General features: G+C 53.3%; 30 protein-coding genes. 6 read left to right on the top strand and 24 right to left on the bottom strand.

Annotated elements, in window-relative coordinates:
- Positions 1–7: 7 nt before the first annotated feature.
- The 11 genes from ylqF to ylxM form a co-directional block, all read right to left on the bottom strand.
- Complete coding sequence (gene ylqF, locus FGQ86_RS06865) at positions 8–856, bottom strand: ribosome biogenesis GTPase YlqF (protein ID WP_033125428.1); 849 nt, start codon at positions 854–856, stop codon at positions 8–10.
- A 62-nt stretch (positions 857–918) separates the two neighbouring features.
- Positions 919–1,503 (bottom strand): signal peptidase I, encoded by a 585-nt coding sequence (gene lepB, locus FGQ86_RS06860; protein WP_033125427.1) that lies wholly within the window; start codon positions 1,501–1,503, stop codon positions 919–921.
- A gap of 81 nt (positions 1,504–1,584) precedes the next feature.
- Positions 1,585–1,932 (bottom strand): 50S ribosomal protein L19, encoded by a 348-nt coding sequence (gene rplS / locus FGQ86_RS06855; RefSeq protein ID WP_033125426.1) that lies wholly within the window; start codon positions 1,930–1,932, stop codon positions 1,585–1,587.
- 165 nt (positions 1,933–2,097) lie between these two features.
- Complete coding sequence (locus tag FGQ86_RS06850) at positions 2,098–3,501, bottom strand: TIGR00366 family protein (RefSeq protein ID WP_033125425.1); 1,404 nt, start codon at positions 3,499–3,501, stop codon at positions 2,098–2,100.
- Positions 3,502–3,578: 77 nt separating this feature from the next.
- Positions 3,579–4,811: a M20 family metallopeptidase gene (locus FGQ86_RS06845; RefSeq protein ID WP_033125424.1), complete on the bottom strand. Its 1,233-nt coding sequence runs from the start codon at positions 4,809–4,811 to the stop codon at positions 3,579–3,581.
- 259 nt (positions 4,812–5,070) lie between these two features.
- Entirely contained in the window at positions 5,071–5,892 is an 822-nt protein-coding gene (gene trmD / locus FGQ86_RS06840) for a tRNA (guanosine(37)-N1)-methyltransferase TrmD (protein WP_330637041.1), read from the bottom strand.
- The gene (gene rimM, locus FGQ86_RS06835; protein WP_138303288.1) at positions 5,889–6,401 is read right to left on the bottom strand and encodes a ribosome maturation factor RimM; all 513 of its coding nucleotides are present in this window, start codon (positions 6,399–6,401) and stop codon (positions 5,889–5,891) included. Before rimM ends, trmD begins: the two co-directional genes overlap by 4 nt.
- 84 nt (positions 6,402–6,485) lie before the next feature.
- Positions 6,486–6,716: a KH domain-containing protein gene (locus FGQ86_RS06830; protein ID WP_076777611.1), complete on the bottom strand. Its 231-nt coding sequence runs from the start codon at positions 6,714–6,716 to the stop codon at positions 6,486–6,488.
- Positions 6,717–6,734: 18 nt separating this feature from the next.
- Positions 6,735–6,980: a 30S ribosomal protein S16 gene (gene rpsP, locus FGQ86_RS06825; protein WP_033125421.1), complete on the bottom strand. Its 246-nt coding sequence runs from the start codon at positions 6,978–6,980 to the stop codon at positions 6,735–6,737.
- Between the two features lie 63 nt (positions 6,981–7,043).
- Positions 7,044–8,405, bottom strand: a complete 1,362-nt coding sequence (gene ffh, locus FGQ86_RS06820) for a signal recognition particle protein (RefSeq protein ID WP_138303287.1) — start codon at positions 8,403–8,405, stop codon at positions 7,044–7,046.
- A 32-nt stretch (positions 8,406–8,437) separates the two neighbouring features.
- Positions 8,438–8,782, bottom strand: a complete 345-nt coding sequence (gene ylxM / locus FGQ86_RS06815) for a YlxM family DNA-binding protein (protein ID WP_138303286.1) — start codon at positions 8,780–8,782, stop codon at positions 8,438–8,440.
- 141 nt (positions 8,783–8,923) lie between these two features.
- Here ylxM and FGQ86_RS06810 point away from each other — a divergent pair, with 141 nt between their 5' ends.
- From FGQ86_RS06810 to FGQ86_RS06800, 3 genes are all read left to right on the top strand, one after another.
- On the top strand, positions 8,924–9,163 hold the full coding sequence (locus tag FGQ86_RS06810; protein ID WP_138303285.1) for a chorion class high-cysteine HCB protein 13: 240 nt from the start codon (positions 8,924–8,926) through the stop codon (positions 9,161–9,163).
- 125 nt (positions 9,164–9,288) lie between these two features.
- A complete protein-coding gene (locus FGQ86_RS06805; RefSeq protein WP_052083986.1) occupies positions 9,289–9,849 on the top strand; it encodes a hypothetical protein in 561 nt (186 codons plus the stop codon).
- The gene (locus FGQ86_RS06800; protein WP_033125416.1) at positions 9,806–10,093 is read left to right on the top strand and encodes a hypothetical protein; all 288 of its coding nucleotides are present in this window, start codon (positions 9,806–9,808) and stop codon (positions 10,091–10,093) included. Before FGQ86_RS06805 ends, FGQ86_RS06800 begins: the two co-directional genes overlap by 44 nt.
- 80 nt (positions 10,094–10,173) lie before the next feature.
- Here FGQ86_RS06800 and FGQ86_RS06795 read toward each other — a convergent pair whose 3' ends face one another.
- On the bottom strand, positions 10,174–10,638 hold the full coding sequence (locus FGQ86_RS06795) for an acyl-CoA thioesterase (protein WP_138303284.1): 465 nt from the start codon (positions 10,636–10,638) through the stop codon (positions 10,174–10,176).
- Positions 10,639–10,757: 119 nt separating this feature from the next.
- Here FGQ86_RS06795 and truA point away from each other — a divergent pair, with 119 nt between their 5' ends.
- A complete protein-coding gene (gene truA / locus FGQ86_RS06790) occupies positions 10,758–11,495 on the top strand; it encodes a tRNA pseudouridine(38-40) synthase TruA (RefSeq protein WP_138303283.1) in 738 nt (245 codons plus the stop codon).
- A 66-nt stretch (positions 11,496–11,561) separates the two neighbouring features.
- Here the strand turns inward: truA and FGQ86_RS06785 are convergent, their stop codons facing one another.
- Genes FGQ86_RS06785 through FGQ86_RS06775 form a run of 3 tightly spaced genes read right to left on the bottom strand, consistent with a single transcriptional unit; the run spans position 11,562 to position 15,186 of the window.
- Positions 11,562–12,932 (bottom strand): YjiH family protein, encoded by a 1,371-nt coding sequence (locus tag FGQ86_RS06785; RefSeq protein ID WP_138303282.1) that lies wholly within the window; start codon positions 12,930–12,932, stop codon positions 11,562–11,564.
- Complete coding sequence (locus FGQ86_RS06780; protein ID WP_138303281.1) at positions 12,932–14,011, bottom strand: iron-containing alcohol dehydrogenase family protein; 1,080 nt, start codon at positions 14,009–14,011, stop codon at positions 12,932–12,934. Before FGQ86_RS06780 ends, FGQ86_RS06785 begins: the two co-directional genes overlap by 1 nt.
- A complete protein-coding gene (locus FGQ86_RS06775) occupies positions 14,011–15,186 on the bottom strand; it encodes a pyridoxal phosphate-dependent aminotransferase (protein WP_033125411.1) in 1,176 nt (391 codons plus the stop codon). Before FGQ86_RS06775 ends, FGQ86_RS06780 begins: the two co-directional genes overlap by 1 nt.
- A 103-nt stretch (positions 15,187–15,289) precedes the next feature.
- Between FGQ86_RS06775 and FGQ86_RS06770 the strand changes: the two genes are divergently transcribed.
- Entirely contained in the window at positions 15,290–16,135 is an 846-nt protein-coding gene (locus FGQ86_RS06770; RefSeq protein WP_171031522.1) for a MerR family transcriptional regulator, read from the top strand.
- Positions 16,136–16,226: 91 nt separating this feature from the next.
- On the opposite strand, the gene FGQ86_RS06765 is transcribed toward FGQ86_RS06770, so the two are convergent.
- The 6 genes from FGQ86_RS06765 to garR all read right to left on the bottom strand — a co-directional run bounded on the left by FGQ86_RS06765 (position 16,227) and on the right by garR (position 23,358).
- On the bottom strand, positions 16,227–16,973 hold the full coding sequence (locus tag FGQ86_RS06765) for a DeoR/GlpR family DNA-binding transcription regulator (protein ID WP_138303279.1): 747 nt from the start codon (positions 16,971–16,973) through the stop codon (positions 16,227–16,229).
- Between the two features lie 32 nt (positions 16,974–17,005).
- Complete coding sequence (locus FGQ86_RS06760) at positions 17,006–18,409, bottom strand: gluconate:H+ symporter (protein ID WP_033125408.1); 1,404 nt, start codon at positions 18,407–18,409, stop codon at positions 17,006–17,008.
- Positions 18,410–18,439: 30 nt separating this feature from the next.
- Positions 18,440–19,438 carry a 4-hydroxythreonine-4-phosphate dehydrogenase PdxA gene (gene pdxA, locus FGQ86_RS06755; RefSeq protein WP_138303278.1) on the bottom strand — a complete coding sequence of 333 codons (999 nt, stop codon included), beginning with the start codon at positions 19,436–19,438 and terminating at the stop codon, positions 18,440–18,442.
- Between the two features lie 66 nt (positions 19,439–19,504).
- The gene (locus FGQ86_RS06750; RefSeq protein WP_033125406.1) at positions 19,505–20,809 is read right to left on the bottom strand and encodes a four-carbon acid sugar kinase family protein; all 1,305 of its coding nucleotides are present in this window, start codon (positions 20,807–20,809) and stop codon (positions 19,505–19,507) included.
- Between the two features lie 221 nt (positions 20,810–21,030).
- The gene (locus FGQ86_RS06745; RefSeq protein WP_138303277.1) at positions 21,031–22,458 is read right to left on the bottom strand and encodes a four-carbon acid sugar kinase family protein; all 1,428 of its coding nucleotides are present in this window, start codon (positions 22,456–22,458) and stop codon (positions 21,031–21,033) included.
- Between the two features lie 12 nt (positions 22,459–22,470).
- Positions 22,471–23,358, bottom strand: a complete 888-nt coding sequence (gene garR, locus FGQ86_RS06740; RefSeq protein WP_138303276.1) for a 2-hydroxy-3-oxopropionate reductase — start codon at positions 23,356–23,358, stop codon at positions 22,471–22,473.
- Positions 23,359–23,734: 376 nt separating this feature from the next.
- Between garR and FGQ86_RS06735 the strand changes: the two genes are divergently transcribed.
- The gene (locus FGQ86_RS06735) at positions 23,735–24,379 is read left to right on the top strand and encodes a GntR family transcriptional regulator (protein WP_138303275.1); all 645 of its coding nucleotides are present in this window, start codon (positions 23,735–23,737) and stop codon (positions 24,377–24,379) included.
- Between the two features lie 16 nt (positions 24,380–24,395).
- On the opposite strand, the gene FGQ86_RS06730 is transcribed toward FGQ86_RS06735, so the two are convergent.
- The 3 genes from FGQ86_RS06730 to FGQ86_RS06720 are packed head-to-tail and all read right to left on the bottom strand — an operon-like array spanning position 24,396 to position 26,290.
- A complete protein-coding gene (locus FGQ86_RS06730; RefSeq protein ID WP_138303323.1) occupies positions 24,396–24,989 on the bottom strand; it encodes an HD domain-containing protein in 594 nt (197 codons plus the stop codon).
- Between the two features lie 22 nt (positions 24,990–25,011).
- A complete protein-coding gene (locus FGQ86_RS06725; RefSeq protein WP_033125402.1) occupies positions 25,012–25,416 on the bottom strand; it encodes a secondary thiamine-phosphate synthase enzyme YjbQ in 405 nt (134 codons plus the stop codon).
- A 16-nt stretch (positions 25,417–25,432) separates the two neighbouring features.
- Positions 25,433–26,290, bottom strand: a complete 858-nt coding sequence (locus tag FGQ86_RS06720; protein ID WP_033125401.1) for a patatin family protein — start codon at positions 26,288–26,290, stop codon at positions 25,433–25,435.
- Between the last annotated feature and the right edge of the window lie 24 nt (positions 26,291–26,314).

Genomic DNA, 26,314 nt, shown 5'->3' with positions numbered 1-26,314 from the left:
AATTCTATCATATCTGATCCGGATATTCCAGTGTCAGCCTGCCCAGCCTGCCGTCCCGAAAATCATCCAGGAGCAGGGCGGACGCCTTCTCCAGATCCAGCTCGTTCCCCCGCACAAGGCAATGGCGGCTCCTTGCTATCCCCTCCAGGACAGCATAGGCCTCCCCCTCCTCGCTGGTCTCATACTTCTCCGCCAGGACGCCGGGGTAATGCCGCTGCATGAACTTCACAAACTCCGCGGCAAGCTCTGTTCTCTGCAGGAGCTCATCCTTGATAGAACCGATAAAGGCCAGCTTCATTCCCACAGACTGATCCTCGAACTTCGGCCAGAGAATACCCGGGGTATCCAGAAGCTCCACATTCCTGTTGAGCCGTATCCACTGCTTTCCCTTTGTCACGCCGGGCTTGTTTCCCGTCTTGGCGCAGGCCTTCCCGGCCAGGGCGTTGATAAAGGTGGATTTGCCCACATTGGGAATGCCCACCACCATGGCGCGCACCGGCCTGTTCAGGATTCCTCTCTTCCGGTCTCTCTCGATCTTCTCCTTGCAGGCCTCCTGGATGACAGCGTGGATGCTCTTTACCCCGCCTCCCTTTTTGGAGTTGACCTTGACACAGGAAAAGCCCTTTGCCTGGAAATACTCCATCCAGGCGTCATTCCACTTTTCCTCCGCAAGATCCGCCTTGTTCAGAAGGATCAGTCTGGCTTTGTTCTTCCCCAGATCGTCGATATCCGGGTTCCGGCTGCTCACCGGGATCCGGGCGTCTGTCAGCTCGATCACCAGATCGATCAGCTTTATATTTTCCTGCATCATCCGCTTGGCCTTTGTCATATGGCCGGGATACCACTGAAAATGCATGTGTTTCCTCCTTATTAATTAAAAACAATGATTGAAAACGTGTGCTCTGAAAAACCGTGTCCTCAGGAGCGCACAAACCCAAAATTCTCCCAGGGCGAGATGACAAACCAGGCCTTTCCATATATATAGGAACGCTTCACATTGCCCACATCTGCCATGCGGCTGTCCTCGCTGTTCTCCCGGTCGTCTCCCAGTACAAAGAACTCATTTCCCTCCAGCTCGATCTCCTCCGCCGCAATGCCGGGATCCGTGATCTCGCTGACTCCGTAGTCCTCCTCAAGCTTCTCTCCGTCAATGTAGATCTCGCCCTCCAGGATCTGCACCTTCTCGCCGGGGAGCCCAATGATCCGCTTGATATAGTAGTGGGAATTCTCATTTCCCTTTGGCTTAAAGACAATAATGTCTCCCCTTTTGGGCGCTGTGGCATCATATACGATCCGGTTTACAAGCGCTATGTCCCCGTTGTTCAGGATCGGGTTCATGGAATCTCCCACCACGGCCACTCTCTGCCCGAAATACCACACGAAGACAAAGGCAAACAGGCACACAATGGCAATCTTGCCCGCCCACACAGCCACCGGCCTGAGCATCTCTATGCGAAATTTATTTCTTCTGCGCCGTCTTCTTCTGAATTTTAATCCTCTCATAATTCTTTTCCTGTCAGAATTCCCTGTATAGCATAAAAGGGACAAGATACTGTATGTATTTGTCCCTTCCTCTTTGTTTTCTTATTTTACTAATTCTTTTACCTTGGCTGCTTTTCCTACGCGGTCTCTTAAGTAGTTCAGTTTTGCGCGTCTCACTTTACCTCTGCGGACAACCTCAACCTTCTCTACGTTAGGAGAATGGAGCGGCCATGTCTTCTCAACACCTACTCCGTTGGAATTCTTTCTCACAGTAAATGTTGCTCTTGTGCTTCCACCCTGTTTTTTCAGGACTGTTCCCTCAAAAACCTGGATTCTTTCACGGTTTCCCTCTTTGATCTTTCCGTAAACCTTTACGGTGTCGCCTACTCTGAACTCAGGCGCGTTCTCTTTGAGCTGCTCAGCTTCAATGTTCTTAATGATATCGTTCATTGTGTGACCTCCTTGTTATTCGGACGTTCTTAATACATTTCTCTATTCCCGCCTCAGCGCGGAAGCGTATCAGAGGACCATCTCTATCTTCTCACAACGCATTTTATCATAGCATATGCACAGAAGAATTGCAAGGAAAATTTCCGCTGTTTCACACTCTTTTACTCAGAACGGGCCGTAGCCGATACCGTAGGCGATCATAATCAGGATAAAGGCGCTCACAATAAACGACAGATAAATCTTCCAGCAGAACCTGATCCAGGAGCCGTAGTCCACGCCGCACATGGACAGCTGGACAAGGGAGCTCCCCGGCCAGAAGCTGTTGGTGATGCCATCGCCGTACTGGTAGGTGAGCACAAGCACCTGCTGGTTGATGTGCAGGATCTTTCCAAGGGGCTGAAGGATCGGCATGATGATGACCGCCTTTCCGCTTCCCGATACGACCAGGAAGTTAAACAGGGTCACAAACACAAATACGATCAGCAGCGCCAGGATCGCGCTCTTGTTCTGCAGGAATTCCGCCATGGCGTGCACGATGGTGTCCATAATGCAGGCCTGGTTCATGAGCACGACTACAGACTGGGCCAGGCCCACGGCGAAGGCCGCCGCGAAGACTCTGGTAGCTCCTTTGCAGAAGAGCTGGCAGGCCTCGCTTGGGCTGAACCGGAAGATGGCAGTCAGCACAATGCCGAACATCACATACAGGGCCGCAATCTGGGCAAAGGACCATCCCAGCCTGATGCAGCCGTAGCCCTGAATGACAATGACAATAAGAAATGCCAGAAGTCCAAGCACTCTCCTGCCCGTCATCTCCTCTGTGTGGGCCACCTGCTCTTCCGCTTTCTGATTCATGTACTCTTCACTCACAATGCTTTTTGCCGGATCCTTCCGTATTTTCCGGCAGTAATTGTAGAGTCCCACAAGGCCGATCAGATAAAATACCGCCAGGCCCACCGCCCGGTAGCCGATTCCGGAAAACATGGGAAGTCCTACGATCTGCTGGGAGACACCGGTGGTAAACATGTTCATGAGCCCGGAGGTAAATCCCACTGTGCTCCCCACGATGGCCAGCCCGGTGCCTACGATCCTGTCATATCCCAGGGCAAACCCGATGCTCACTGCCAGCGGGTAAAAGGGGTAGGCGGCCTCCCCGTAGCCCAGGACGCCGAAAATGACAAAGATCGTGTAGAAAATCCATACAACAGAGAATTCCCTGCCCTTTGTCCGTTTCAGGATAGCGCCGATCCCGGCTCCGAAGGCTCCGCTGACCTCCAGAAGATAGATCACGCCGGAGCTGATGAACAGAGTACCCATGATAGTGGCTCCGTTGACAAAGCCGTTGTACACCGCCTCAAAATAGTTCATAAATGTGATGGGATTTTCATTTTCCACGTACTGGAATGTGTCCGGATCCACCACTGATATGCCCGTTGCCTCGTCTGTGATCCGCTCGTAGCTTCCGCTTGGGATGATGTAGGACAGCGCCACCACGAACAACATGATGAGCAGCAGGATGATAAATACATGGGGCATATGGAACCCTTTGCTCCTGGATGTTTTCTTGTCCATTTTCTTCACTCTCTTTCTCTTTATGATGATACTTCTCTATGATGATATTCGCTTTTTACGCCCTGGAGGCCGGCTTTCTACCCCTGCAGGTCCAGCCATGAGATGGCTGTGTAGGCGTGAAGGGCAGCTCCCAGAGGGAGCACATCCTCGTCCAGCACCATGTGGGGATTGTGTAGGGGCGCGTTTCCCGGCTGTCCGGCCCCGATAAAGGCGAACATGCCCGGCACCTCCTTTGTAATGTATCCAAAGTCCTCCGTCCCGGTCATGGGCGGGATCTGACTGACATTCTCTCTTCCAAGGATCTCCTCCGCGAAGGGGACAAGCTCCCTGCACAGCTTCTCGTCGCTGTAGGTGCAGGGCGTATGGAACACAGTCATGTCATAGTCCCCTCTCCAGGCCTTCACATAGTGATCAATGAGCTCCGGGATGCGCTTTGTCAGATGCTCTGCCGCCTGTACATCCAGGGTCCGCACGCCGATGTGAAGCTCTGCCTCGTCGGGGATGATGTTGACGGCTGTTCCTCCCTTCGCCACGCCGCAGGTCAGGGCCACTGTAGCCGCCGGATCTGCCTCCCTTGTGGCCAGTAGATTGACAGCCTGGTAGATCTGGTTCATGATCATCAGCGGGTCAATACACAGCTGTGGCTGGGAGCTGTGTCCGCCGCTGCCCTTGATCTTCACGATAAAGGTGTCCAGGGAAGCGGAGTTGACGCCCACCGCATACCCCAGCTCTCCGGTCTTAGTGACAGACTGGACGTGAATGCCAAAGGCGGCGTCGACCTTCGGATTTTCCAGAAGGCCGTTCTCCACCAGGACTCTTGCCCCGGCTCCTGTCTCCTCGCCGGGCTGGAATACCAGCTTGACCGTGCCTTTTAAAGAGTCCTCCCTCTCCTTCAGGATCTGGGCCGCCCCCAGGAGCATGGCAACGTGGCTGTCGTGGCCGCACATGTGCCCCCAGCCGTTCTCAGACTTAAAATCCAGATCATTGTCCTCCCGTATGGGGAGGGCATCCATGTCCGCCCGCAGCAGAATACAGGGGCTTCCGTGTCCGATGACAGCTGTGATCCCCACTGCTCTCTCCATCCGGGGAAATCCCGCCTCCACAAAATCCTTTGTCACCTTCTCCGGGAGATCCCCGCCACAGTTCTTCCACGGTATTCCCATCTCGTCCAGACGTCTCCTGATGTAGTCCGCTGTCCCTGGCAGATCCATCCCGATCTCCGGTATCTGATGGAGATGCCTCCTGTCTGCTGTGATCTGCCCGCGAAGCTCCTCTGCTCTCTTTTTAATCTCGGCCGCTGTTGTGCCCATGATCCTCTCTCACCCGTCTTTCCTGAGATCAATGACGTAAGCGTAACAGCGCCGGATGTCCATAAAAAAAGAAAAGAGTCCCTCTGGCGGAACTCTTCGAACCGACAACTGCCCATAACACTCCATTGCGCATTGTCTCAATATGATGTAATAGTTGTTTAAATTATATAATTGCAATTATAATAGCATTTTCCACTGCCTTTCGCAACTATTTTTCGGAATTTTCCCGCAATTGCTTAGATTTTCCTCAAGTGTTCCCTTAAGCTCTCTCATCTCCAGAAATCTCTTTCTTCTCCAGGATCCCCTCCGCCAGCCGTCTCTCCGCTTCCGTCAGCTCCGCCTTCGCAAGGAGATCCGGACGCCTCATAGCCGTGCGGATGACAGACTGCTCCCGCCGCCACTTCTCGATATTGGCGTGGTGTCCGGACAGAAGGATGGGAGGCACCTGCTTGTCATGCCACACCTCCGGGCGGGAATACTGGGGATACTCCAGGAGATTGTCCTGGAAGCTCTCGAATTCCGCGGACACGTCATTGTGGAGGACTCCCGGCACAAGGCGGGAGATAGTGTCCACCATGACCATGGCGGGCAGCTCCCCGCCGGTGAGCACGTAATCCCCGATGGAGACGTAGTCTGTCACGATCTCCTCCAGCACCCTCTCATCGATGCCCTCATAGTGGCCGCAGAGGAGCACCAGGTCCTCCTCCCTGGCCAGCTCCTGGGCCATCTCCTGGTTGAAGGTCTGCCCCTGGGGGGAGAGATAGATGACCCTTGTCTTTGCGCCGCCCTGCGCAGCGCAGGGCCGGCCGTCCTGGCCTCCTTCGCTTTCCGCCCTGCGCCTCTCGATCTGTTCCTCAATGGCCCTGTAGGCCAGGTACACCGGCTCCGCCTGCATCAGCATGCCGGCGCCTCCGCCGTAGGGATAGTCGTCCACGCTGTTGTGTTTGTTGAAGGCATAGTCCCGGATGTTGACAGCCTCTATGGAGAGAAGGCCGTTTGCGATGGCCCGGCCTGTAATGCTGGTGCCAAGGCCGGACATCACCATGTCCGGGAAAAGCGTCATAATATGAAAGTGCATCATGGCAGAAGTCCCTCCATCAGATGAATGTACATCTCATTTTTTTCTGTGTCAACGCTGAGGATGCACTGGCGGATAGCCGGGATGAGAACCTCCCCGTGGCAGTCAGAGTCGATGATGTACACATCGTTGGCCCCGGTCTCCAGCACGTCCTTAAGAACGCCGAAGTGCTCCGCCGGCTCGTCGGTGTAGACGTCCATGCCGATCATATCGCCGATATAGTACTCGTCCTCCCCCAGGGGGGAGGCGTCCTCCCTGTCGATCATAAGGCTCTTTCCTTTGTATTTTTCTATGTCGTTTATGTTATCGATCCCCTTGAATTTCAGGATAGCGAACTGCTTGAAGAATTTTACATGTTCGATCTCCAGGGGGATCTGTTCTTTTCCAGTGTCAAGATATACTTTTTTCAGCTCTCTGAAATACTGTGCGTCATCTGTGGTGGGAAATACCTTCACCTCGCCGCGGATGCCGTGGGTGGAGGTGATGACGCCTGCCTGCAGTTGTTTTTCCATCTTTATTCTCCTTGTAAAGAAAAGCGTGTCCCGGAAGATCCCGACATACTGTCTCTTTGTCCCTTCCTGGACCCGCTCTTTTTCTTAACCAGCGATATCTACTACCACTTTCTTATCTTCTTTTGAGGCTGCTGCTTTCACGACAGCGCGGATTGCCTTGGCGATACGCCCCTGCTTGCCGATGACTTTACCCATATCTGAGTCAGCCACTTTCACTTCCACAATGGTTGTGCGGCCTTCTTCCTTCTCTGTCACAACAACGCTCTCGGGATCATCTACAAGTGCTTTGACGATGACTTCCACTAGTTCTTTCATACTGCGCACCTCCCAGTATTATTTTTCAATGCCTGCTGCCTTGAAAATCTTTCCTACTACCTCTGTAGGCTGCGCACCGTTGTTCAGCCATCTCTTAGCGGCCTCCTCGTCTACTTTGAAGACGCTGGGATCCTGATTCGGATCGTAAGTGCCGATTTCCTCGATGAATCTGCCATCTCTTGGGGATCTGGAGTCAGCTACAACAATTCTATAGAAAGGAGCCTTCTTCTGTCCCATTCTCTTTAATCTGATCTTTACTGCCATTTTGTTTCACCTCCACATATTTATTGATCTATATGGCACATGCGCTGTACACGCCTGTGCTGGTTAAAAAGGTAATCTGAATTTTCCCTTTTTACCACCTTTTCCGATCATCTTCATCATCTTCTTCATCTCGTTAAACTGCTTGACCATGCGGTTTACCTCGCTGATGTCCACACCTGCGCCTTTTGCGATGCGGTGCTTTCTCGAAGGATTCAGAAGATCCGGGTCACGGCGCTCCGCCGGAGTCATGGAATAGATCATGGCCTCCATCCGCGCCATCTTTTTCTCGGCCTCCTCGGCCTGGCTGTCATCTAACTGCATCCCCTTTTTACCGCCCAGGCCGCCCATGGCGCCCATGCCGGGAAGCATGCTCATGATACCGGAGAGCCCGCCCATCTTCTTCATCTGCTTGGTGCTCTCCAGGAAGTCGTCGAAATCGAACTGGTTTTTTTTCATCTTGCGGGTCATCTCTTTGGCCTTCTCCTCGTCGATCTCGGCTCCTGCCTTCTCGATGAGGGTCAGCACATCGCCCATGCCAAGGATTCGGGACGCCATCCGGTCCGGATAGAACTGCTCCAGATCCGACAGCTTCTCTCCCATACCCACGTAGAGGATCGGCTTGCCGGTCACTGCCTTGACAGACAGGGCCGCACCGCCTCTTGTGTCGCCGTCCAGCTTGGTGACGATGACACCGTCGATGCCGATCTTCTGGTTGAATTCCTCCGCCACATTGACCGCATCCTGTCCGGTCATGGCATCGATCACCAGGATCGTCTGGTGTACTTCCACAGTCTCCTTGATCTCCTGGAGCTCTGCCATCATATCCTCATCAATGTGAAGACGGCCCGCTGTATCCAGGATCACCAGATTGTTGCCGTTCTTGCGGGCATGCTCCAAAGCTGCCCTGGCGATGTCCGCCGGCTTGTGGCTGTCACCCATGGAAAAGACTTCCACTCCCTGCTTTTCTCCATTCACCTGGAGCTGTTTGATAGCGGCCGGACGGTATACGTCACAGGCCACAAGGAGAGGTTTCTTCCCTTTCAGTTTATATTTTCCCGCCAGTTTTGCGGTGGTCGTTGTCTTACCTGCACCCTGGAGACCTGCCATCATAATAACAGTGATGGCGCTTCCAGGCTGGAGCCTTATCTCTGTGGTCTCGGATCCCATGAGGGCAACCAGCTCCTCATTGACGATCTTGATGACCATCTGTCCCGGGTTCAGCCCGTTCATCACGTCCTGCCCGATGGCTCTCTCCTGCACGTTCTTAATGAAGCCTTTCACGACCTTGAAGTTGACATCAGCGGCCAGGAGAGCCCGCTTGATCTCCTTCATCGCCTCTTTGACATCGTCCTCTGTCAGCCGTCCCTTGCTCCGCAGGTTCTTGAACACATTCTGAAGTTTTTCTGTCAGACTGTCAAAAGCCATTCTCCAACTCCTCTTTGCTGCTCTATTACAAACTACAATTCGTCTATGATCTCTCTTGCTATCTCTCTGATCTCCCGGGCCAGCTGGCTGTTGTCCTCCGGATCATACCGGTCAAGCACCTGGCCTATCCGGTGTACCTTCTCCCTGACGGCAAGGAATTTCTCCACCAGATGAAGCTTGTCTTCATACCCCTGGAGCGTCCTGTCGCAGCGCTTTACCAGATCGTGGACTCCCTGTCTGCTGATCCCCGCCGCCTGGGCGATCTCGCCAAGGGACAGATCCTCCAGCACGGACTGCTCGTAGATCTCTTTCTGGTGACTGGTCAGAAGCTCTCCGTAAAAATCATATAGCAATGTCTGCTTTAAAAAATCATCCATCTCAAATCACCTGTGTTATCATATACCAAAGCTTTTCCGCTGTCAAGCATTTTTTCTTGACACTCTCTAAAATTTCTTTTTCACACATCCCGGAGCAAAGCATATGATGTACTGTAAACAAAATATGTTGGAGGCAATCAAATGAGCGATTTATCATCGAACTGCGGATGCGGATGTGACTCCGGTGTACGTTCCGGCTGTGGATGCGGAAGTGGATTTGGAGGAAACAGCTGTCTGTGGATCATCCTTCTTCTGTGCTGCTGCGGCGGCTTCGGACGGGGCGGCGGCGACTACGGATGTGGCTGCGGAAACGACAACTGCCTGTGGATCATCCTTCTCCTGTGCTGCTGCGGCGGTTTCGGAGGAAACGGCTGCTGCTAACAGCAAATGATACGGCTGCGTCCGATGGATATGTGCGTCTGTCGGGCGCAGCCTCCTTTTGCGCTGTCATATTTATCCCTTTTCATCCATATATATAGTTACAACGCTTCAGACAGGTGGGCTGTATGGATAAACGGACGCCGCTTCCCATGACTCCCTTTGACACTCTCACATCCTCCGGGGAACTGCAGATGCTGAAGCTCCTGCTGCCCTATACCCCTCCTGCCGCGCAGAGGATGCTCGCCTTTTTCATCCGGTTCACAGAGCTTCAGAATACGATCCGCTACTTCGGCATTTTCTCCCGGGGTCCGGAGCGGAAGGAGTTCCAGAGCACGCCTCCCTCCTTCACGGAGATGCTGGAGGAGCTGAAGCCCTATATGGGGGAAAATGAAGGAGCCGTGGACAGTATCCTCTCCGCCATGAGTATGATGGAGATGATGAAGGACATGGATCTGTCCGGCATGGGTTTCCCGGACATGTCAGGGGCGGATCCGGGGGGCACGGGAGATATCCTGAATATGATGAACCTTTTCCAGGGCACGCCCCGGGAGGACGATGTCCGGGAGGATGGCGGACGGGAAGACAGATGCCGCGAGGGCACAGAAGAGGGCAGCGATGATAACAGAAAAGGAGTGAACGACAATGGCACAGGATTGGATGAATCACCCGGCGATGGAACATATTGACCCTGTCAAGCTGGAGCTCATCAAAACAGCGGCGGCGCAGACCTCCGGAAAGAGCGGAAACACGCTGGCGGCCGCCATGATGGCACTCATCTCCTCCGCAAACAGGAAGGGGATCCGCTTCTCCCCCGAGGAGACCTCCCTCATTCTTGAAATTTTAAAGGAGGGCCGCTCCGACGAGGAGAAGAAACAGATCGACAGCATGGTCACTCTTGTCATGTCTCAGATAAACCGCCGAAAAAAATAAGGCCGGCGTCTGAGAGGTTTTGCCCCTCTGCCGGCACAGACATATAAATATAAATGATCAATATGGGACGGGAATGTGGGTTACAGCTTATAGTGCTTCCGCATCTCCCGCCTTTTTTCCGCGTTCTTCCACTCTTCCTTCTCTTCCTCTGTCTCCAGCTCCAGGCGGGGCACTCTGGTCGGATGGTCATTTTCGTCCAGAGCCACCATGGTGAAATAGGCTCTGTTGATCAGCGTCCTGTTCCGGTCCAGATCCTCCACGCAGGAATCCACCTTCACCTCCATGGATGTATTTCCCACGTAGGTCACCTTGCCGGTGATCACGATCACATCCTTCTGGTAGGCGCCCCGCAGAAAGCTTAAATTGTCCACGGAGGCAGTGATCACATTTTTCCTTGTGTGGCGCTTGGCCACAAGGCCTGCCAGCTCGTCCATCCACTGCATGAGCACGCCTCCGAAGAGACGCCCCGCCGCGTTCAGATGGTTGGGCCGCACCATGTGCACTGTCTCTGAGATAGACTCTGATACTTTTCTGCTCTCTGTCATTTTGCAATCTCTCCTGTCTGTCATTTGTTTGTTCACTGGACAGTATATCAGATAATCTGCTATACTAAAACTGGTTTTAAATGTTTTTTGTGATTTCAGGTTATATGAGGAGGAAGACCATGCGCAATATCAAGCTTACTATAGAATATGACGGCAGCCGCTACCAGGGCTGGGTCCGTCTCGGAAAAAACGAGTCCACAAACACCATCTCCAACAAGATCCTGGAGGTCATCCGGAAGATGACAGGTGAGGATGTGGAGCTCTTCTGCGGAGCCCGCACAGAGGTAGGCGTCCACGCCTACGGCCAGACAGCCAGCTTCAAGGCGAACACGGACATGAAGGACTATGAGATCCAGCACTATCTGAACCGGTATCTGCCCATGGATATCGCCATCATATCCGTGGAGGACATGCCCGAGCGCTTCCACGCCCAGCTGAACGCAAAGTCAAAGATCTACATCTACCGGGCTACCATCAGCGATGTGCCCAGCGTGTTTGATTTCAAGTACACCTTCCACTGCTTCCGCCGGCCGGATATGGACGCCATGAAGGAGGCCGCGCAGCTTCTCCTCGGGAGGCACGACTTTAAAAATTTCTCCACCGTAAAGCACAACAAGTCCACGGAGAGGGAGATGTACCGGATCGACATCTACGACGACGGGGAGGAGATGCAGATTTCCATGCACGCCGACGATTTCCTGCACAACATGCAGCGGGCCATCGTGGGCACTCTCCTGGACATCGGACTTGGCACGAGAAAGCCGGAGGACATCACCGCCATCTTTGCCGGAGAGCAGGCCGCCAGCGCCCCCTGCGATCCCAAGGGAATGTACCTGCAGGAGGTTCTCTACGAGTAAAAGAAGCAGACATCAGGAAAGGGAAGCCCCACGGCTTCCCTCTTTCTTTTCCTCACGTCTGGTTTTTCAGTATATAAGATTCGCAAACAGCACGATAAACGGTATGGCGATCAGCGTCCTCTCGAGGAAGATGGCAAAAAGCTTCCAGAAGCCCAGGGGCACCTCGCTCTTGATGACCACGGTTCCCACCTCGGTCAGGTAAATGATCTGCACAAGGGACAGGACGCCGATGATAAATTTTGTCTTTACCGCCACCTCGGTCCCCGCAATGAGCAGAGCCGGAATAAACATATCCGTGAAGCCCACCAGCGTTGCCGGCGCCACAGCAAAGGCATCCTCCACTCCAAAGAGCTGCAGATACAGGCCCATAGGATAGGAAATCCAGTCAAAGAAGGGCGTGTAGGTGGCGATGGCCAGGGCGATGACGCCCCAGGAGGCCACAATAGGGATCAGATCGAACAGCGTTCCCATCATAACCTCCAGCCCGCTTGTCAGCACAGTGTCCAGATGGAATTCTCCCGCTCTCTTGCAGCTTGACTCCAGGGCAAATCTCCATATTCCCTTCTCCTCCGGCCGATCCTCGGCCACCTGCCGTCCCGTCACCTCCCGATAGGTGTCCGGTATGGTGCGGATAGGCGGAATGCGCACGATGATCATCGCCAGGATGATGCCGATGAGGCAGATACACAGATAAAAGACGGGAAAAATGGAATCCAGCCCGATGGTATTTGCCACCATAAGGCAGAAGGGAACGGACACAAGGGAGAAGTTGGTCATGATATAGCCGGCTTCTCTTTTTGTGTAAAATCCCTTCATGTACTGCTCCCTCGTCAGGATGACAGCCGCATTGGCTGCCCCGAACCAGGAGGCGATCAGGTCCACGGACGCCCGCCCCGGCACATGGAACAGGGGGCGCACCACAGGCCGGGCGATCACCCCGAGGAACTCCATGATCCCGCAGTCTGTCAGGAAGGGGAGCACAAAGCTGAAGGCGATCAGGATGCAGAACAAGGTTCCGCAGAGGTCTATAATGGTTCCGCCCGTGTCTGCTGAAACGACGGTTTCCGGTCCCATTCCCGTCAGCACCATGACTCCTGCCACAGCCCCGATGATCTTGGACACCAGATAGAGGGGCGTAGTGCAGAAGGCTTTGCTCAGATACCGGTTCTTCCGGATAAAATCCGGCTTTGCGAAAAAGTCATAGGTACTGAGCACCGCCGACACCACGAGGAGAGTCACCACGATATAGATGAGACTTCCCCCAAAGAGGGCCTGAAGCCACATTTTCACAAAGTCCAGGAGGGTGGTAAAGGAGGTCTCGTAGGGGATGGGCACCAGGAACATGAGCACGCCGAAGGCTGACCCAAAAATAAATTTTAACAGGTTTTTCTTATTAATATAGGTACTTTCCACTGTTTTTTCTACCGCGTTCTCCATTATCCTTCCAGCTCCTCCACTTCTCTCATAGCCTCAAAAATCATATCCTCCGTCACCGGGTAGGGAATGTGCTCCATGTCCGGGCCGGTCACTGTCTCCCTGAGGACATCCCGCAGATACTCTCTGTCCAGGGGCACCTCCATCTCCCACAGGGTGGAGGGGATCCCCAGCTCTTTCAGAAAGCCTTTCACCTCTCTCATTCTATCCCAGTCCTTGTCCACCGCAAGCTGCACAAGGACACCGTAGGCCACTACATCGCCGTGGAGGTACTTCTCCTCAAAGCCTGGAAGGAGCACGAGTCCGTAGTATACGGAGTGGGCGATGGCGCAGTTGTAGTCGTCCAGCACCATCAGGGACACCATCCCTGTGCTGACAATATTGGCCAGAACCGCCTGCTGCAGGGCAAAGGAGGGCTCATGCCGCCTGCAGTCCACCAAAGCCTGCACGCCATGCTCCAGAAGGGGGCCGTAGCACAGGTTGCTGATCTCCCGGCCCAGAGCGGAGCTGTGATCCAGATGGTCGCCCCTTGCCGCAAAGTGACATTCAAAGAATTTTCCCATGGTGTCGCCCATGCCAGCCCGCAGATACTCGCAAGGGGCATCCGCGATCACCCGGGTATTGATAAAGCAATGTCTTGCAGGCTTGTCGTAAAAGTAAAAGCTGTCAAAATTTCCGTCCTCCCGGTACACAACGGACAGGGCTGTGGTGGCCGCACAGGTGGCTGCAATCGTCGGGAAGGTGAAGACAGGAAGGCCCGCCCTCTCTGCAGCGCCCTTGGCCGTGTCCAGCGCCTTTCCTCCGCCCATGCCAAAGATCATATCAGCCCCCAGCTCCTTCGCCCGCTGTGCCCAGCGGTCAATGGTCCGGTAGGTACAGTCCGCCCCGAACTCCACAGACTCCAGAACGACAAGTCCGCTCCCCTCCAGGGCCTTGCCGAGAAGCCCTTCCGCGGCGTCCATGGCCCTCCTGCCGCCGATCAGGAAAATCCTCTTTCCAAAAGGGAGACACACCTGGGGCACCTGTCCGTAGGCGTTCTCTCCGATCGTATAATTTGCAAAAAATACTGAATAAGCTTTCATCATAACAACTCCTGTAATTTACTGAGACGGTTAATGGCTTCGTCTATGGTTTCTTTTTCCCTGGCAAAATGCAGCCGGATCAGATGGTTCACTTCCTCCTTGAAGAAGCTGGAGCCAGGCACAGCCGCCACACCGATATGTTTTATCATCCACTCGCAGAACTCAAGATCCGTATAGCCCGCAAATTTGGGCAGGTCCAGGAATTTCTGTATGTCTATCAGGACAAAATAGGTTCCCTGGGGGACATTGTGGGACAGGCCGATCCTGTCCAGCCCGGCCAGGAAATAATCCCTCTTCTGGGTGTAGAGCTCTTTCAACTCCTCATAGTAGGAATCCGGGAAGTTCAGCCCCACCACAGCTGCCTCCTGGAGGGGAGCCGCCGCTCCCACAGTAAGGAAGTCGTGAACCTTCTTGGCCGCCTCCACCACCTCCGCAGGCCCGATGAGATAGCCCAGGCGCCATCCGGTGATGGAGTAGGTCTTGGACAGGGAGTTGCAGGTGATGGTGTGATCGTACATGCCCGGCAGGGAGGCCATGCAGGTGTGGCGGTATGGCTCATATACCATATGCTCGTACACCTCGTCCGTCACCACAAAGGCGTCATACTTTACGGCCAGCTCGCCGATGGCTGTCAGCTCTTCCCTGGAGAACACTTTCCCGCAGGGATTGGAGGGATTGCAGACAATGATGGCCTTCGCACCCTCCTGAAAGCCCTTCTCCACGAGGGCAATATCGAAGGTGTACTCCGGCGGCACCAGAGGGATGTAGATGGGATCTGCCCCTGATAAAATAGCGTCCGCCCCATAATTTTCATAGAAAGGCGAGAACACCATGACCTTGTCCCCCGGATTGCAGATGGTCATCATGGCGCACATCATAGCCTCCGTCCCCCCGCAGGTCACCACGATCTCCGTCTCCGGGTCAATGGTCCGGCCGATGGCCTTCCCCTGCTTTCTGGCCAGGGCCTGACGGAAATTCTCCGCCCCGAAGGTGATGGAATACTGATGGGGGCCTGCATAGGCCGCCCTGGCCAGGGCGTCCATGATCTCCTTTGGCGGATCGAAATCCGGAAATCCCTGGGATAAATTGATAGCTCCGTACTCATCGCTGATCCGGGTCATCCTGCGGATCACCGAATCGGTAAATGTGCCCACTCTCTCGCTTAATTTTGGCATAATGCATCTTCTCCTCATCTACTATTTTAAATTGACTGACTTGTCTATCCCGCTTATAATAAAGTATAACGTTACGGTATAGTCAAGGAGAATGTGTATAATTATGCAAAAATTAGATATTCCATGCATAAAAACCGGTGAATTCGCCGCCCTGTGCGGCACCAACAAAAGAACCCTCTTCCACTACGATGAGATTGGCCTGTTCTCCCCCGCCCTGACGGACGAGAAGGGCTACCGATATTACAGCGAGAACCAGTGCGACGTCTTCTTCACCATCACCTGCCTGAAGGAGCTGGGCATGCCTCTCAAAGAGATCAAGGCCTACATCGACCACCGCTGCCCCGGCGACCTGGAAGGGCTTCTTCTCCTGCAAAGGGAAAAGGTGGAGCGGGAACTGGAGCAGCTGCGCCGCATCCGGACCGTCATCGAGACCAAGCTCTCCCTCGTCCGCCAGGCCAGGGACTTCCGGGATGTGACAGACCTGTCCCCGGTCCTTCTGGAAAGGCAGAAGGAAAGAGAGCTGCTGGTACTCAGCAGCCCTCTTTACACGGATGACCACGATAAAATTTTTTCTGTCCTCTGCAGCCACATCGGCCTTTGCAGCAGGGAGCACATCAACTCCGGCCACCCCTACGGCGCCATGCTCCCGGTGTCCTCTCTGGAAAAGGGTGATTATGAGACCTATGCATATTTTTTCACCAAGACCTCCTTCTCCGTGGACGGCCTGCCCTCCGACACTCAAATTCATGTAAAGTCCGCCGGCACATACGCCGCCGTCTATCTGCGGGGCAACTACTACCGCTCTGAGGAGGCCTGCCAGGCGCTCCTTTCCTTTGCGCGGGAAAAGGGCCTGACGCCGGGCAGCTTCGTATATAAGGAAGCGGTCCTGGATGAGCTGTCCGCTGACGAGGAGGACTATCTGACTCGGATCAGTGTATTGTGCCGGTGAGTGTGCTTCGCGGCGGATATAGCTCATCACAGGCGCACGACAAAACCGCTGCGGGGCAGTCTGTTTTTCTGCCCCGCAGCGGTTTCACTCTTTACACATAAATCATTCTGACATCAGACTCTTCTGCTTTTCTCTTTTCCTCAGCGGTTAGCTCCCTCGTAGTGAGCACCGCCGTGTAATCCGACAGGTGATTGACCTTAGTCACAGCCTGCCTCCCAAATTTGGACTCATCCACCACAAGATACGCCTTCCGGCATCTCTGGAGAGCCTTTCTCTTCAGGAAAGCCTTATCCACTGTAGGAGTGAAGACCTCCAGCTCCTCGTTGATGGACGCGGCTCCGAAAAAGCCTATGTCAAACCGGAAATCCTCCAGCATCTGAGTCGCATAATATCCAAGCATGCTTCCGGTACTTTTCTGTACCATTCCGCCGCACAGCAGCAGCTCAGCCTGGCTGTTTTTCAGAAGCCCGGCAATCTCCAGGTCATTTGTCATGACCATGATGTCCGGCACGTTCTGGATCGCCTTGGCAATCTCGTAGGTAGTAGTCCCGGCGTCCAGATAGATGTTATCCCCCGCCGAGACAAGGGGCACGCACCTGGCTGCCAGCTTTACCTTCTCATGCTTGTGGCTGGTACTTTTGTCTGCATAGGTCACCTCCTGCTTTGCCACCGCACCTCCATGGCATCGCTCAAGTATATTGTCCTCCTGCAGTTTTTCCAGATCTCTTCTTATTGTCATAGTGCTGACCTGCAGATCATGCGCCAGATCATCCACCTGGACGCTTCCCTGCTCCCTGATCAGCTCCACGATCCTTGCCTGCCTCTCTGCTGCCAGCATACAAATCACCTCTTACGGATTATTGTACACGATTACATGAAAATACTCAATATGAGAACTTCAACAATACCAATGGCCCACGCGATGGTGGATGTCACTGACCACACCTGCAGCTGGTCCTTTGCCTCCTTCACACCCAGCGTTCTGTTTACAACCCAGAAATAGCTGTCGTTGAAGTAGCTGAAGAACAGAGAGCCCACGCAGCATGCGATAGCGCCCAGAGTGGGGTTCACGCCTGATGCGATGATGATGGGCGCGGAGATACTCGCGGCTGTTGTCATGGCCACTGTTCCGGAGCCCTGGATGAAACGCATCAGGGTGGCGATGATCAGAGGAAGCACGATGATCGGGATGGCTGTCTGGGCAAGGCCCTCTGCCATGTATGTGCCAAGTCCGGAGTCCTTGATGATCTGGCCGAGAGCTCCGCCTCCACCTGTTACAAGCATGATGATACCGGCCGACTCCATACCCTTTTCCATCTCTGTCAGAGCTGTATGTCTGTCAAGCCCTCTTCCAAGGGTGAAGATGGACAGGAGCAGTCCCAGGCCTACCGCGATGATGGGCTGGCCAAGGAAGATCAGCACTTCCATGATACCTGTTGTCTGTCCCACAGCTGTAGCTACTGTGTTGATGAGAATGAGGATGATGGGCAGGAACAGAGGAGCAAAGGACTCAAATGTTCCCGGCATCTTCTCGTCTCCCATGTGGAAAGCGTTCTCATAATCCGGCTCCTGGTAGGGCATTTCGACTACTTCACCGTCCTCGTTGGGGATGCGGTAGAATTTCTTTGCCAGAACCTTCTTTGCATAAACCACACAGCCGATTGCCATTGGAATGGCAAGAACCAGTGTCAGCAGAATAAATGTACCTACGTCGATCCCGAAGATACCGCACACACCCAGAGGTCCGGGTGTAGGCGGAACAAGGGAGTGGGTGATGACAAGTCCGGCGGCCAGAGCAGCTCCCAGACCGATCACAGATTTCTTTGTTGCTCTGGAAATAGCCTTGGCGATCGGTGAAAGAACCACAAATCCAGAGTCGCAGAAAATAGGGATGGATACAAGGAAACCAGTCAGGCACAGGGCCTCCTCCTCTCTCTTCTTTCCAAAGAGCTTCAAGAAGGTGTAGGCCATCCGCTTGGCCGCACCGGTCACCTCAAAGATCTGTCCCATCATAACGCCGAAACCGATGATGATACCGATACTTCCAAGAGTGCTTCCAAAGCCTCCCGTGATAGAGTTGACAATCCCCAGCGTGGTCCCGTCCTCCAGTGTGATATTGGACAGGGGCATCCCCCCTACAACGCCCACGATAACGGTACATACGATCAGCGCCAGAAACGCCTGAACCTTTGTCTTCAGTACAAGAAAAATAAGAACAATAATACCTACAGCAAGACCAAGCAACATTCTGTTGCCGTCCAGTCCTCCTATCATACAAATCCCTCCTTTAGATTATACATCTTGTTATTTTGTAAAATGAGGTGCGTATTTCGCGGCCAGCCGAATGGCTTCGATCATGCTCACAGCACTCACCTTTCCGGTGCCCGCTATATCAAATGCAGTGCCGTGGTCCACAGATGTCCTGAGGATAGGCATCCCATTTGTAATCGCGATGGTTTTCTCAAAATCCAGCGTCTTTGTGGCAATATGTCCCTGGTCGTGATACAGGGAGAGGACACTGTTGTACTTTCCAATGGCCGCCTGGTGGAATACGGAGTCAGCGCCGATGGGTCCTGCCACATCGTATCCCATCTTCTTCAGCTCCTCGATGGCGGGAATGATCTCCTCCACCTCCTCCCAGCCGAAGAGACCGTGCTCCCCGCTGTGAGGATTCAGGCCCGCAATGGCCATGGTTCCCTCCTTCACCCCGAGACGTTTCAGGGCCTCCGTGCATCTGACTACATAGTCCACGATTCGATCCTTCTTGATCATGTCCAGCATCTGGCGAAGAGACACATGCCTTGTCAGGAAGAATACCCGCATGCCGTTTGTCTCGAACATAGTCAGAGGATCCTCTGTACCTGTAAGGGCTCCAAAGATCTCCGTGTGTCCGATAAAATGGATATCACCCGCCTTCAGGGCCTCCTTGTTGATAGGTGTGGTGGATATCGCGTCCACTTCCCCGGCGTTCGCCAGCTCAATACTCTTTGCAATGTAGTCATAGGCAGCCTTCCCACACATGCCGCTGACCTTGCCGAACTCGAAGACATCCATATTCACATTGTCCAGGTCGATCAGGTTCATGATCCCCTTCTCATACTGCCCCTCCGAGGGCTTCTGAATGACGCGGATCTCCAGGTCCGCGCCCACGATGCGGATGGCGTTCTCCATGCATTTTTTGTCTCCCACAATGACGCAGTCCGCCACCTCTGTGACCGCCTCGGATGCCAGCGATTTCGCCACGATCTCCGGCCCAACGCCGGCCGGATCGCCCATGGTCACTGCAATAAGTGGTTTACTCATAATCTCATCCTCCCTTTTTCTTTCTACTGTGTATCTGAATAATAGTGTGTTTTGTATTATGTATTTTTAGATATACAGCTTCTCTTTCAGGTACGTGATGCATCTGTTGATAGCATCGTTCTGTCCCTGGCTGCCGCCCTTTGTGATAATATGAACTCCCTCGAACTCGCCCTTTAAGAACTGTCCGTAGGCGGCAAGAGGAAGCACCTCGTCCATCAGGCTTAAGCCCGCCGTGTCAAACCGCGCGCACACAGCCACTGTGATGTCCCCTCCGCTTGTGTACAGTCCTCTGAACTCAGGCTCTGCCTTAAAGATCCGGTAAGTGATCTCCGCGAAGCCGGAATTGATGCGGCCGGTCACCTCGTCCATGGAGCAGTTGTACTTCTCCATGTAGGGCTTAAAATCAATGCGGTTTTCCGGATAGATGCCGTCGCCGGTCACTGTAGAAACCACATTCAGCTTACATTCCCTAAGGATTTCCTCCGTCACCCGGCTGATCTCCTTCTCCCGCCTCTCATCGTCCTCGAGAAGCTCCTTTGTGTTCACAAACACATTGTGGGTCCTCTGGGAGAGCCACAGCTCCTCCATCTGGTTTCTCGTGTTTGGATGCACGCTTCCAACCACCGCAAGGATACGGCTCTTTTCCTTCTTCTCAGAGGGGGTGATCAGCTTTCTGGCAAGAGTAGCTGTGAAGACGCCCGGGTCAACGGCCACTACCTTCATTTTGCTTGTGATCACCGCGTCCGCGATGAGATCCAGATCTTCCTGGGTCACGCAGTCAACGGTAAGGATCCTGCATCCTTCCGCCACATGCTTTTTCATCAGGTCTGCCAGATAATGCTTACCGTGCATCAGATCCTTCATCAGGATGGAAGCCACCTTGTACTTGCTCTGCTGTTCAAAGAGCACCGCGTCCTCCGATATAGTGACCGGCGTCTTCGGGTCGATGGCGATGTCCGTTTTATGCAGCGGCAGTCCGTTCACAAGCATATAGCCTCCGATCACAATACGCCCCGATGAGGGAAAGCAGGGAGCCACAACCGCCACGTAATCCTCACCCAGGCAGTCCAGCATGGCATCTGTCTCGCTTCCCAGATTTCCCCGCAGGGTGCTGTCAATCCTCTTGGAGTAGACCTTGACATCATCGTTTTTCAGCAGAGTGCAGACATTGTGCACACGGTTGTAGGCGATTTCCGGGTCAACCCCACGGCTGTCCGTGGGATAGAGAACACAGTCACAATCCTTCAGGGTACTGAGCTCAATCCGCTCCGTATTCATGACCGTGTAGGCCGTGTAATTCATCTTCTTCAGAAGTACACCCGTGGCGTTCGCCCCTGTCAGGTCATCTGCGATTACTACACATTGAGGCATATCTCATTCCTCCTTCACGCTCCATTGTGTTTGTTTATGTTTGTATTGTACTTCTTATGTTTGTTTTTGTCAATTTAATCTAATTTTTATCAATCTTTTTGTATATCATGTATAAAATGCATGTTTATTTTTGTTTATTTTTACGTTTGTTTTCGTTGTATTTCTCGCACAATGAAAAGGCCGGTCCTTTCCACTGTTTTCTGTGTTATTTATTTGTCAGATCATCTTCCCCTTATCAGGATCTCCGCCGCCTCTCTGAGGGTATCCGCCTCCCCCACATTGCCAGGAAAAATCACATAGGGAATACCGGGAAATCTGCTCTCCTCCCCTGTCTGCCACACAGGGATACCGGGACAGATCTGTCCCAGCACATTAGCCCGCTTTACCGCCAGCGCCTTTGTACCCACATCACTGGAGGTGATGCCGCCCTTGGCAATGACAAAGGCCGGAGTCACAGACAGCCTTCCCACCAGAGACTGGACCGCATCAGAGATCCGCACAGAGAGCCGCAGCTCATCCTCCCTGTCCCCTGTGTCCGCTGTGATGAGGGCTCTTGTAGTGTAGCAGCACACGGTCCTGCCGCTTTTTATGCACGCCTCTTCTTTCTCAAGGCAGCGCTGCACCTCCGCTTCAAAGGCCGCGGCATCCTTCACCAAGGTGGCGTCAAGCTCAATGAACTCAATCTCCTTCAGCTCTTTTAGCGCCTCCAGCTGACGGGTCGTCTTTTCCGTATGGGAGCCCACCACAATGATACCGCCGTTTTCCGTCTCCTTCACCACCATCTGCTCTCTCGTGAGAAGAGGCTGGCTTGTGACGCCTCCCATGACCTTGACAATGGCTGCCGCTGTGCGCAGCATGAAGACCTTCCCCTTTCTCATAGCCCGGTAGAGAGCCACGCAAAATACCTTTACATCCGCATAGTCCACCGCATTGACAACGATCTTGTTAAAATCCTTTACAGCGAGCAGCTGCCCTTCTATCTTATCTATATCCATATTATGGATATCTTCCAGAGAAATACAGGTTACATCCTCTTTCCTGTAGGCGCCCTTTGTCTTTTCCTCTACATACTCCGGCATGGTAGCCGCCTTGTACCCAAAGGTTTTATCCTTCGCAAACTCCGTCTCGTTGGCCGGCACCAGCTCATCGCCGTATTTCACATAGTGCACATTGCCAATGGTAAACCTTCCCCCCTCCTTAAAGAAAGGACAGAGCACCTCCCCGTCGATCACCTTGCCGGTATTCTTTTCATAATCCGCCTTTAAAAGCTCCGTCTCCAGAGGATAGTGTCCCCGCAGGGTGCTGTCGCTGCGGCTAATAAATATGTATTCCTTCCCCGTCTCCTTGGCCACCTCGTCTACCACTGCCGCAATCTCATGGTGAGCCTTCGTCGTCTGCTCTTCCGTAAAGCCCCGGGAGTTGGTAAGCACGTAAAAGAGATTGTTCCTCTCCTCAAATCCCGCCCGGATACTGTCTCTGTCCCATCCCGTATAGACAGAAATGTCGTGGACTGTCTGCACTCCGGTGGGATCATCGTCCAGAACCACGAGCTTTTTATTGCTGGCCGCGATCTCCTCTCCCAGAAGTCTGTCTATATACTCTTCATCTATTTTTTTGTAAGAAGTCAAAATATCAGCGCTGATGGACATACTGTTCCCCTCCTAATCTACTTTTTTCACTTCCACGTCAGCCAGCTTCTCAAAATACTGTACAATACCGCAGTGGTCGTCCTCCATGTGGCCATGAATCTTCAGGGTCTGCAGGATCTCGTAGAGCTGGGCCGTATAGGGGATGGGAACGTCGATGGCGTGGGCTGTGTTGACCACATTCTTGATGTCCTTGTGGTTGATACGAATAGGTCCTCCTGGTTTAAAATTGCGCTCCACGATCATGGGGATCTTGGCGTCAAGCACCGCACTGCCTGCCAGGCCGCCCCGGATGGCCTCGTAGACCTTCACCGGATCCGCCCCGGCCTTGACGGCCATGACAAAGGCCTCGGACACGACAGCGATAGTATTATTTACAATGATCTGATTGGCCAGCTTTGTGACGCTGCCGCTTCCCGCCTCGCCAATATGAAGAGCAGATGAGCCCATAATATCAAAATAAGGCTTCAGGGCCTCAAAGTCCTTCTCCTCACCTCCTGCCATGATAGCCAGTGTCCCGGCCACAGCCCCCGGCTCTCCTCCGGACACAGGGGCGTCTACAAAGCCTACCCCCTTGCTCTTCAGTCTCTCATAGCACTCCTTTGACTCTACAGGTGTGACAGAGCTCATGTCACACACGATGCTCCCCTCTTTGATGGTGGAGGCCACGCCGCCCTCATCGAAGAGGATAGACTTTGTGATGTCCCCATTTGGCACGATGATGAATACGGTACCGCACTCTTCTCCGATCTGGGCATAGCTGGCCGCCTTTGCCCCGGCCGCGACCACATCTGCCACAGCCTCCTGGTTGAGGTCTGTCACCACCAGCTCCACGCCCGTCTTCAGAAGATTCTTTGCCATAGGTCTTCCCATAATTCCAAGTCCGATAAATCCTGCTTTCATACTTCATTCTCTCCTTTGCGTTTGTTTTTGACTGTTTTGCACAAATAATCCTGTTTTATATGTGCTTACTTGTTGTTTTTTGTTCTTTCTAACTACACTTTACTACATACCGGTATACCGGTAAATCCCTAAAATTTCTTTCTCCGTTTATGCCAATTTTCCCCTTTCAAATTTGGGCAGAATTCCCATAAACACTGGATTTTTACGTTATTTTATTAACGCTCTGCTCCGCCCGCTTCACTCATACAAAAAGTGGATTTTTCACAGGTTTCTATTGGATTTTATACAGGAAACAGTGTACAATAGAACTAGATTTTTTTAGAATTTTTATCTATCTTTGACAAAACACAGACAAATATAAAAGGAGCCCCGCGCCATGATGACATTAAACGAACAGGCCTATGAGCATTTAAAGAAAATGATCACAGAGGATCAGCTCTCCTACCAGGAGATCTACTCCGAGACCAAGCTCTCCCGGGAGCTGGGCATCTCCCGCACCCCCTTTCGGGACGCCATCCACAGGCTGGTGCAGGAGGGCTACATTGACATCATCCCCAGCAAGGGATTCCGCCTCCACCAGCTCACAAAGAAGGACGTGGTGGAGACCTTCCAGGTGCGCTCCGCCCTGGAGACCTACTGTGCCATGGAGATCACCCGGGCCTACACATCCAGAAGGGCAAAGCGGCTCTTCCGGGAGCTTCATTTCAATATGGAGGAAATGAAAGAAATCCTGGAGACCACGCAGTCTATCCAGGATTTCTGTACCTATGATTTTCAGTTTCATGTAGAGATCGTCCGCTATCTGGAAAACAGACAGTTTTCCGACATCTTTGACACCTTCATGTACCGGATGCAGCGGCTGGCCCTGATGTCCCTCTCCCACCCGGGCCGGATGGAGGACACCTACCGGGAGCATCTCGCCATCCTTGAGACTATGGAGGCCGGGGACACGGCCCACATCTACGACATCGCGCTGCGCCACATGGATGTGCCAAGAGGCATCAATCTGGAGGACCTCTAGTATGCCTCCCTCTCCATCAGAGTCTCCCTCCTGTGAGATTTTCTTTCAATTTCTCTGTCCTCATCTTCTTCACCGAGTCCTGGTTCACCCGCTCCCGCAGCGCCGCCATCCAGGGGATGTCCCTTGTCTCCTTCTCCCCGTAGGTGAGCTGCAGCTCATACTCCAGGGGCAGCCAGGTGGAGAGGTCCGCCTCGTTGTGCTGGATCAGGGCCTCCAGCTTGTCCATGGCGTTCACAAGCCGGGCCTCTGGCGTCTTCTTCTCGCGAACCTCCCGGAATATGTCCCTCATCTCCTCCTGCCGGGGCCGGGGCAGAAGGCGGGCGATCTCCTCCTGCGCCTCTTCTTCTGTCTTTTCATCCTCTCCTGTCTTTTCAAAGGCGGGAATATCTCCTGTGACCGCCTCTCCCATATCGTGGAAGAGAGCCAGCTCCATGACCCGGTTCATATCAAGCCCCGGGAACTCATCCCTCACAAGCCAGGCAAATACCAGCAGGCGGTACACATGCTCCGCCACGCTCTCATGGCGCCCGCTGCTTGTCCAGGAATGTCGGGTATTGCATTTCAGCTTCTCCGCCACCCCCAGAAAGGTAAGTAATGTATCGTGATCCATCATTTCATCCTGTCCTTTTACTCTAGCCCTCCAGTATCTTTACGTAGAAGGTCCTGTTTCTTGGTCCGTCAAAGTCGCAGAAATAGAGATCCTGCCAGATTCCCAGGATCAGCTCTCCGCCGCTTAGGATCATGGTCTGGGAAGGGCCAAAGAGGGTCGTCTTCATGTGGGCGTGGGAGTTGCCCTCCGCGTGGCGGTAGTAATCCGCCTTCGTGGGAAAGGCCTTCTCAAAGCCCTGGAGCATGTCCCGGACTACATCCGGATCCGCGTTTTCGTTGATGGTAAACCCGGCTGTCGTATGGGGCGAGAAGACTACCACGATGCCGTCCTTTGCGCCGCTCCTTTCAATGTCCTCCCTCACCATGTCCGTCACCTTGGTCATCTGCTGGGCGCCCCTTGTGGAAATGTGATGTTCAAACAAATGCATACCTTTTGTCCTCCTTCTATTTTTCCAGAAATCTCATGAGCTCGTCGTACTCTTTTCTCATCAGTCTGTAGCCATGCTCATAGAAATGCATCAGTGTGTCATAGTCCTTCTCCAGCCTGGATACCGTTGGGATGAGCGGCCGCAGGACAAAGATCTTCCCCTCTGACTCAAGCTGTTCTATGCGCTTCATGGTCCTGTTGTACACAATGCTCCTGTTCACAATGCTGCGGATCAGGTTCGGGTACTTTTTGTAGGCTCTCCTGTAGAGCTGTACTGTAGCCCTTGAGGGCATCTTTTTGCGGTAGCCTGGATTTCTCGTCAGCACGACGATGGATTTGCCGTTTCCAATCTCCATGGCCCTCTCTATGGGAATGGAATCCGCAAGTCCGCCGTCCAGATAGGGAATCCCATCCACATTGACCATGGGGCAGATCAGAGGCATGCTGCAGGACGCCCGGCAGATCTTCATGAGCCGCTGCCTGTCCGAGTCCTCAGTCATGTACTCCGCCCTGCCTGTCACACAGTTGGTCGTGACGATCTCGCACTCTATATCTGAAGAAAAATACGTGTCGTAGTCAAAGGGGAAAATTTCATTGGGATACCGGTCAAAGACCATGTCCATATCCATCAGGCTTTTCTCTTTGATAAATTTTCGGAAGCCGTAGTAATAATTATATTCCTTCTCCTTGTGAATCATGCAGTCTCTCGTCCTTCCGGGCTGCTTTGACACATAATCCACCGCGTTGCAGCATCCCGCAGAGACGCCGATGACATAGGATGTATAGAAATCCTTTTCCATCAGATAGTCCAGAGCCCCCGAGGTAAACACGCCTCTGGTCGCTCCGCCTTCCAGTACCAGTGTTGCTTTAACCATATCGTCTGCCTCCTTTTCAACCTA

It is taken from the genome of Clostridium sp. BSD2780061688st1 H5, from assembly GCF_005845155.1.
GTDB lineage: Bacteria > Bacillota > Clostridia > Lachnospirales > Lachnospiraceae > Claveliimonas > Claveliimonas intestinigallinarum.
Note: the sequence above shows the minus strand (reverse complement) of the source record. Positions and strands in the feature narration are given on the sequence as shown.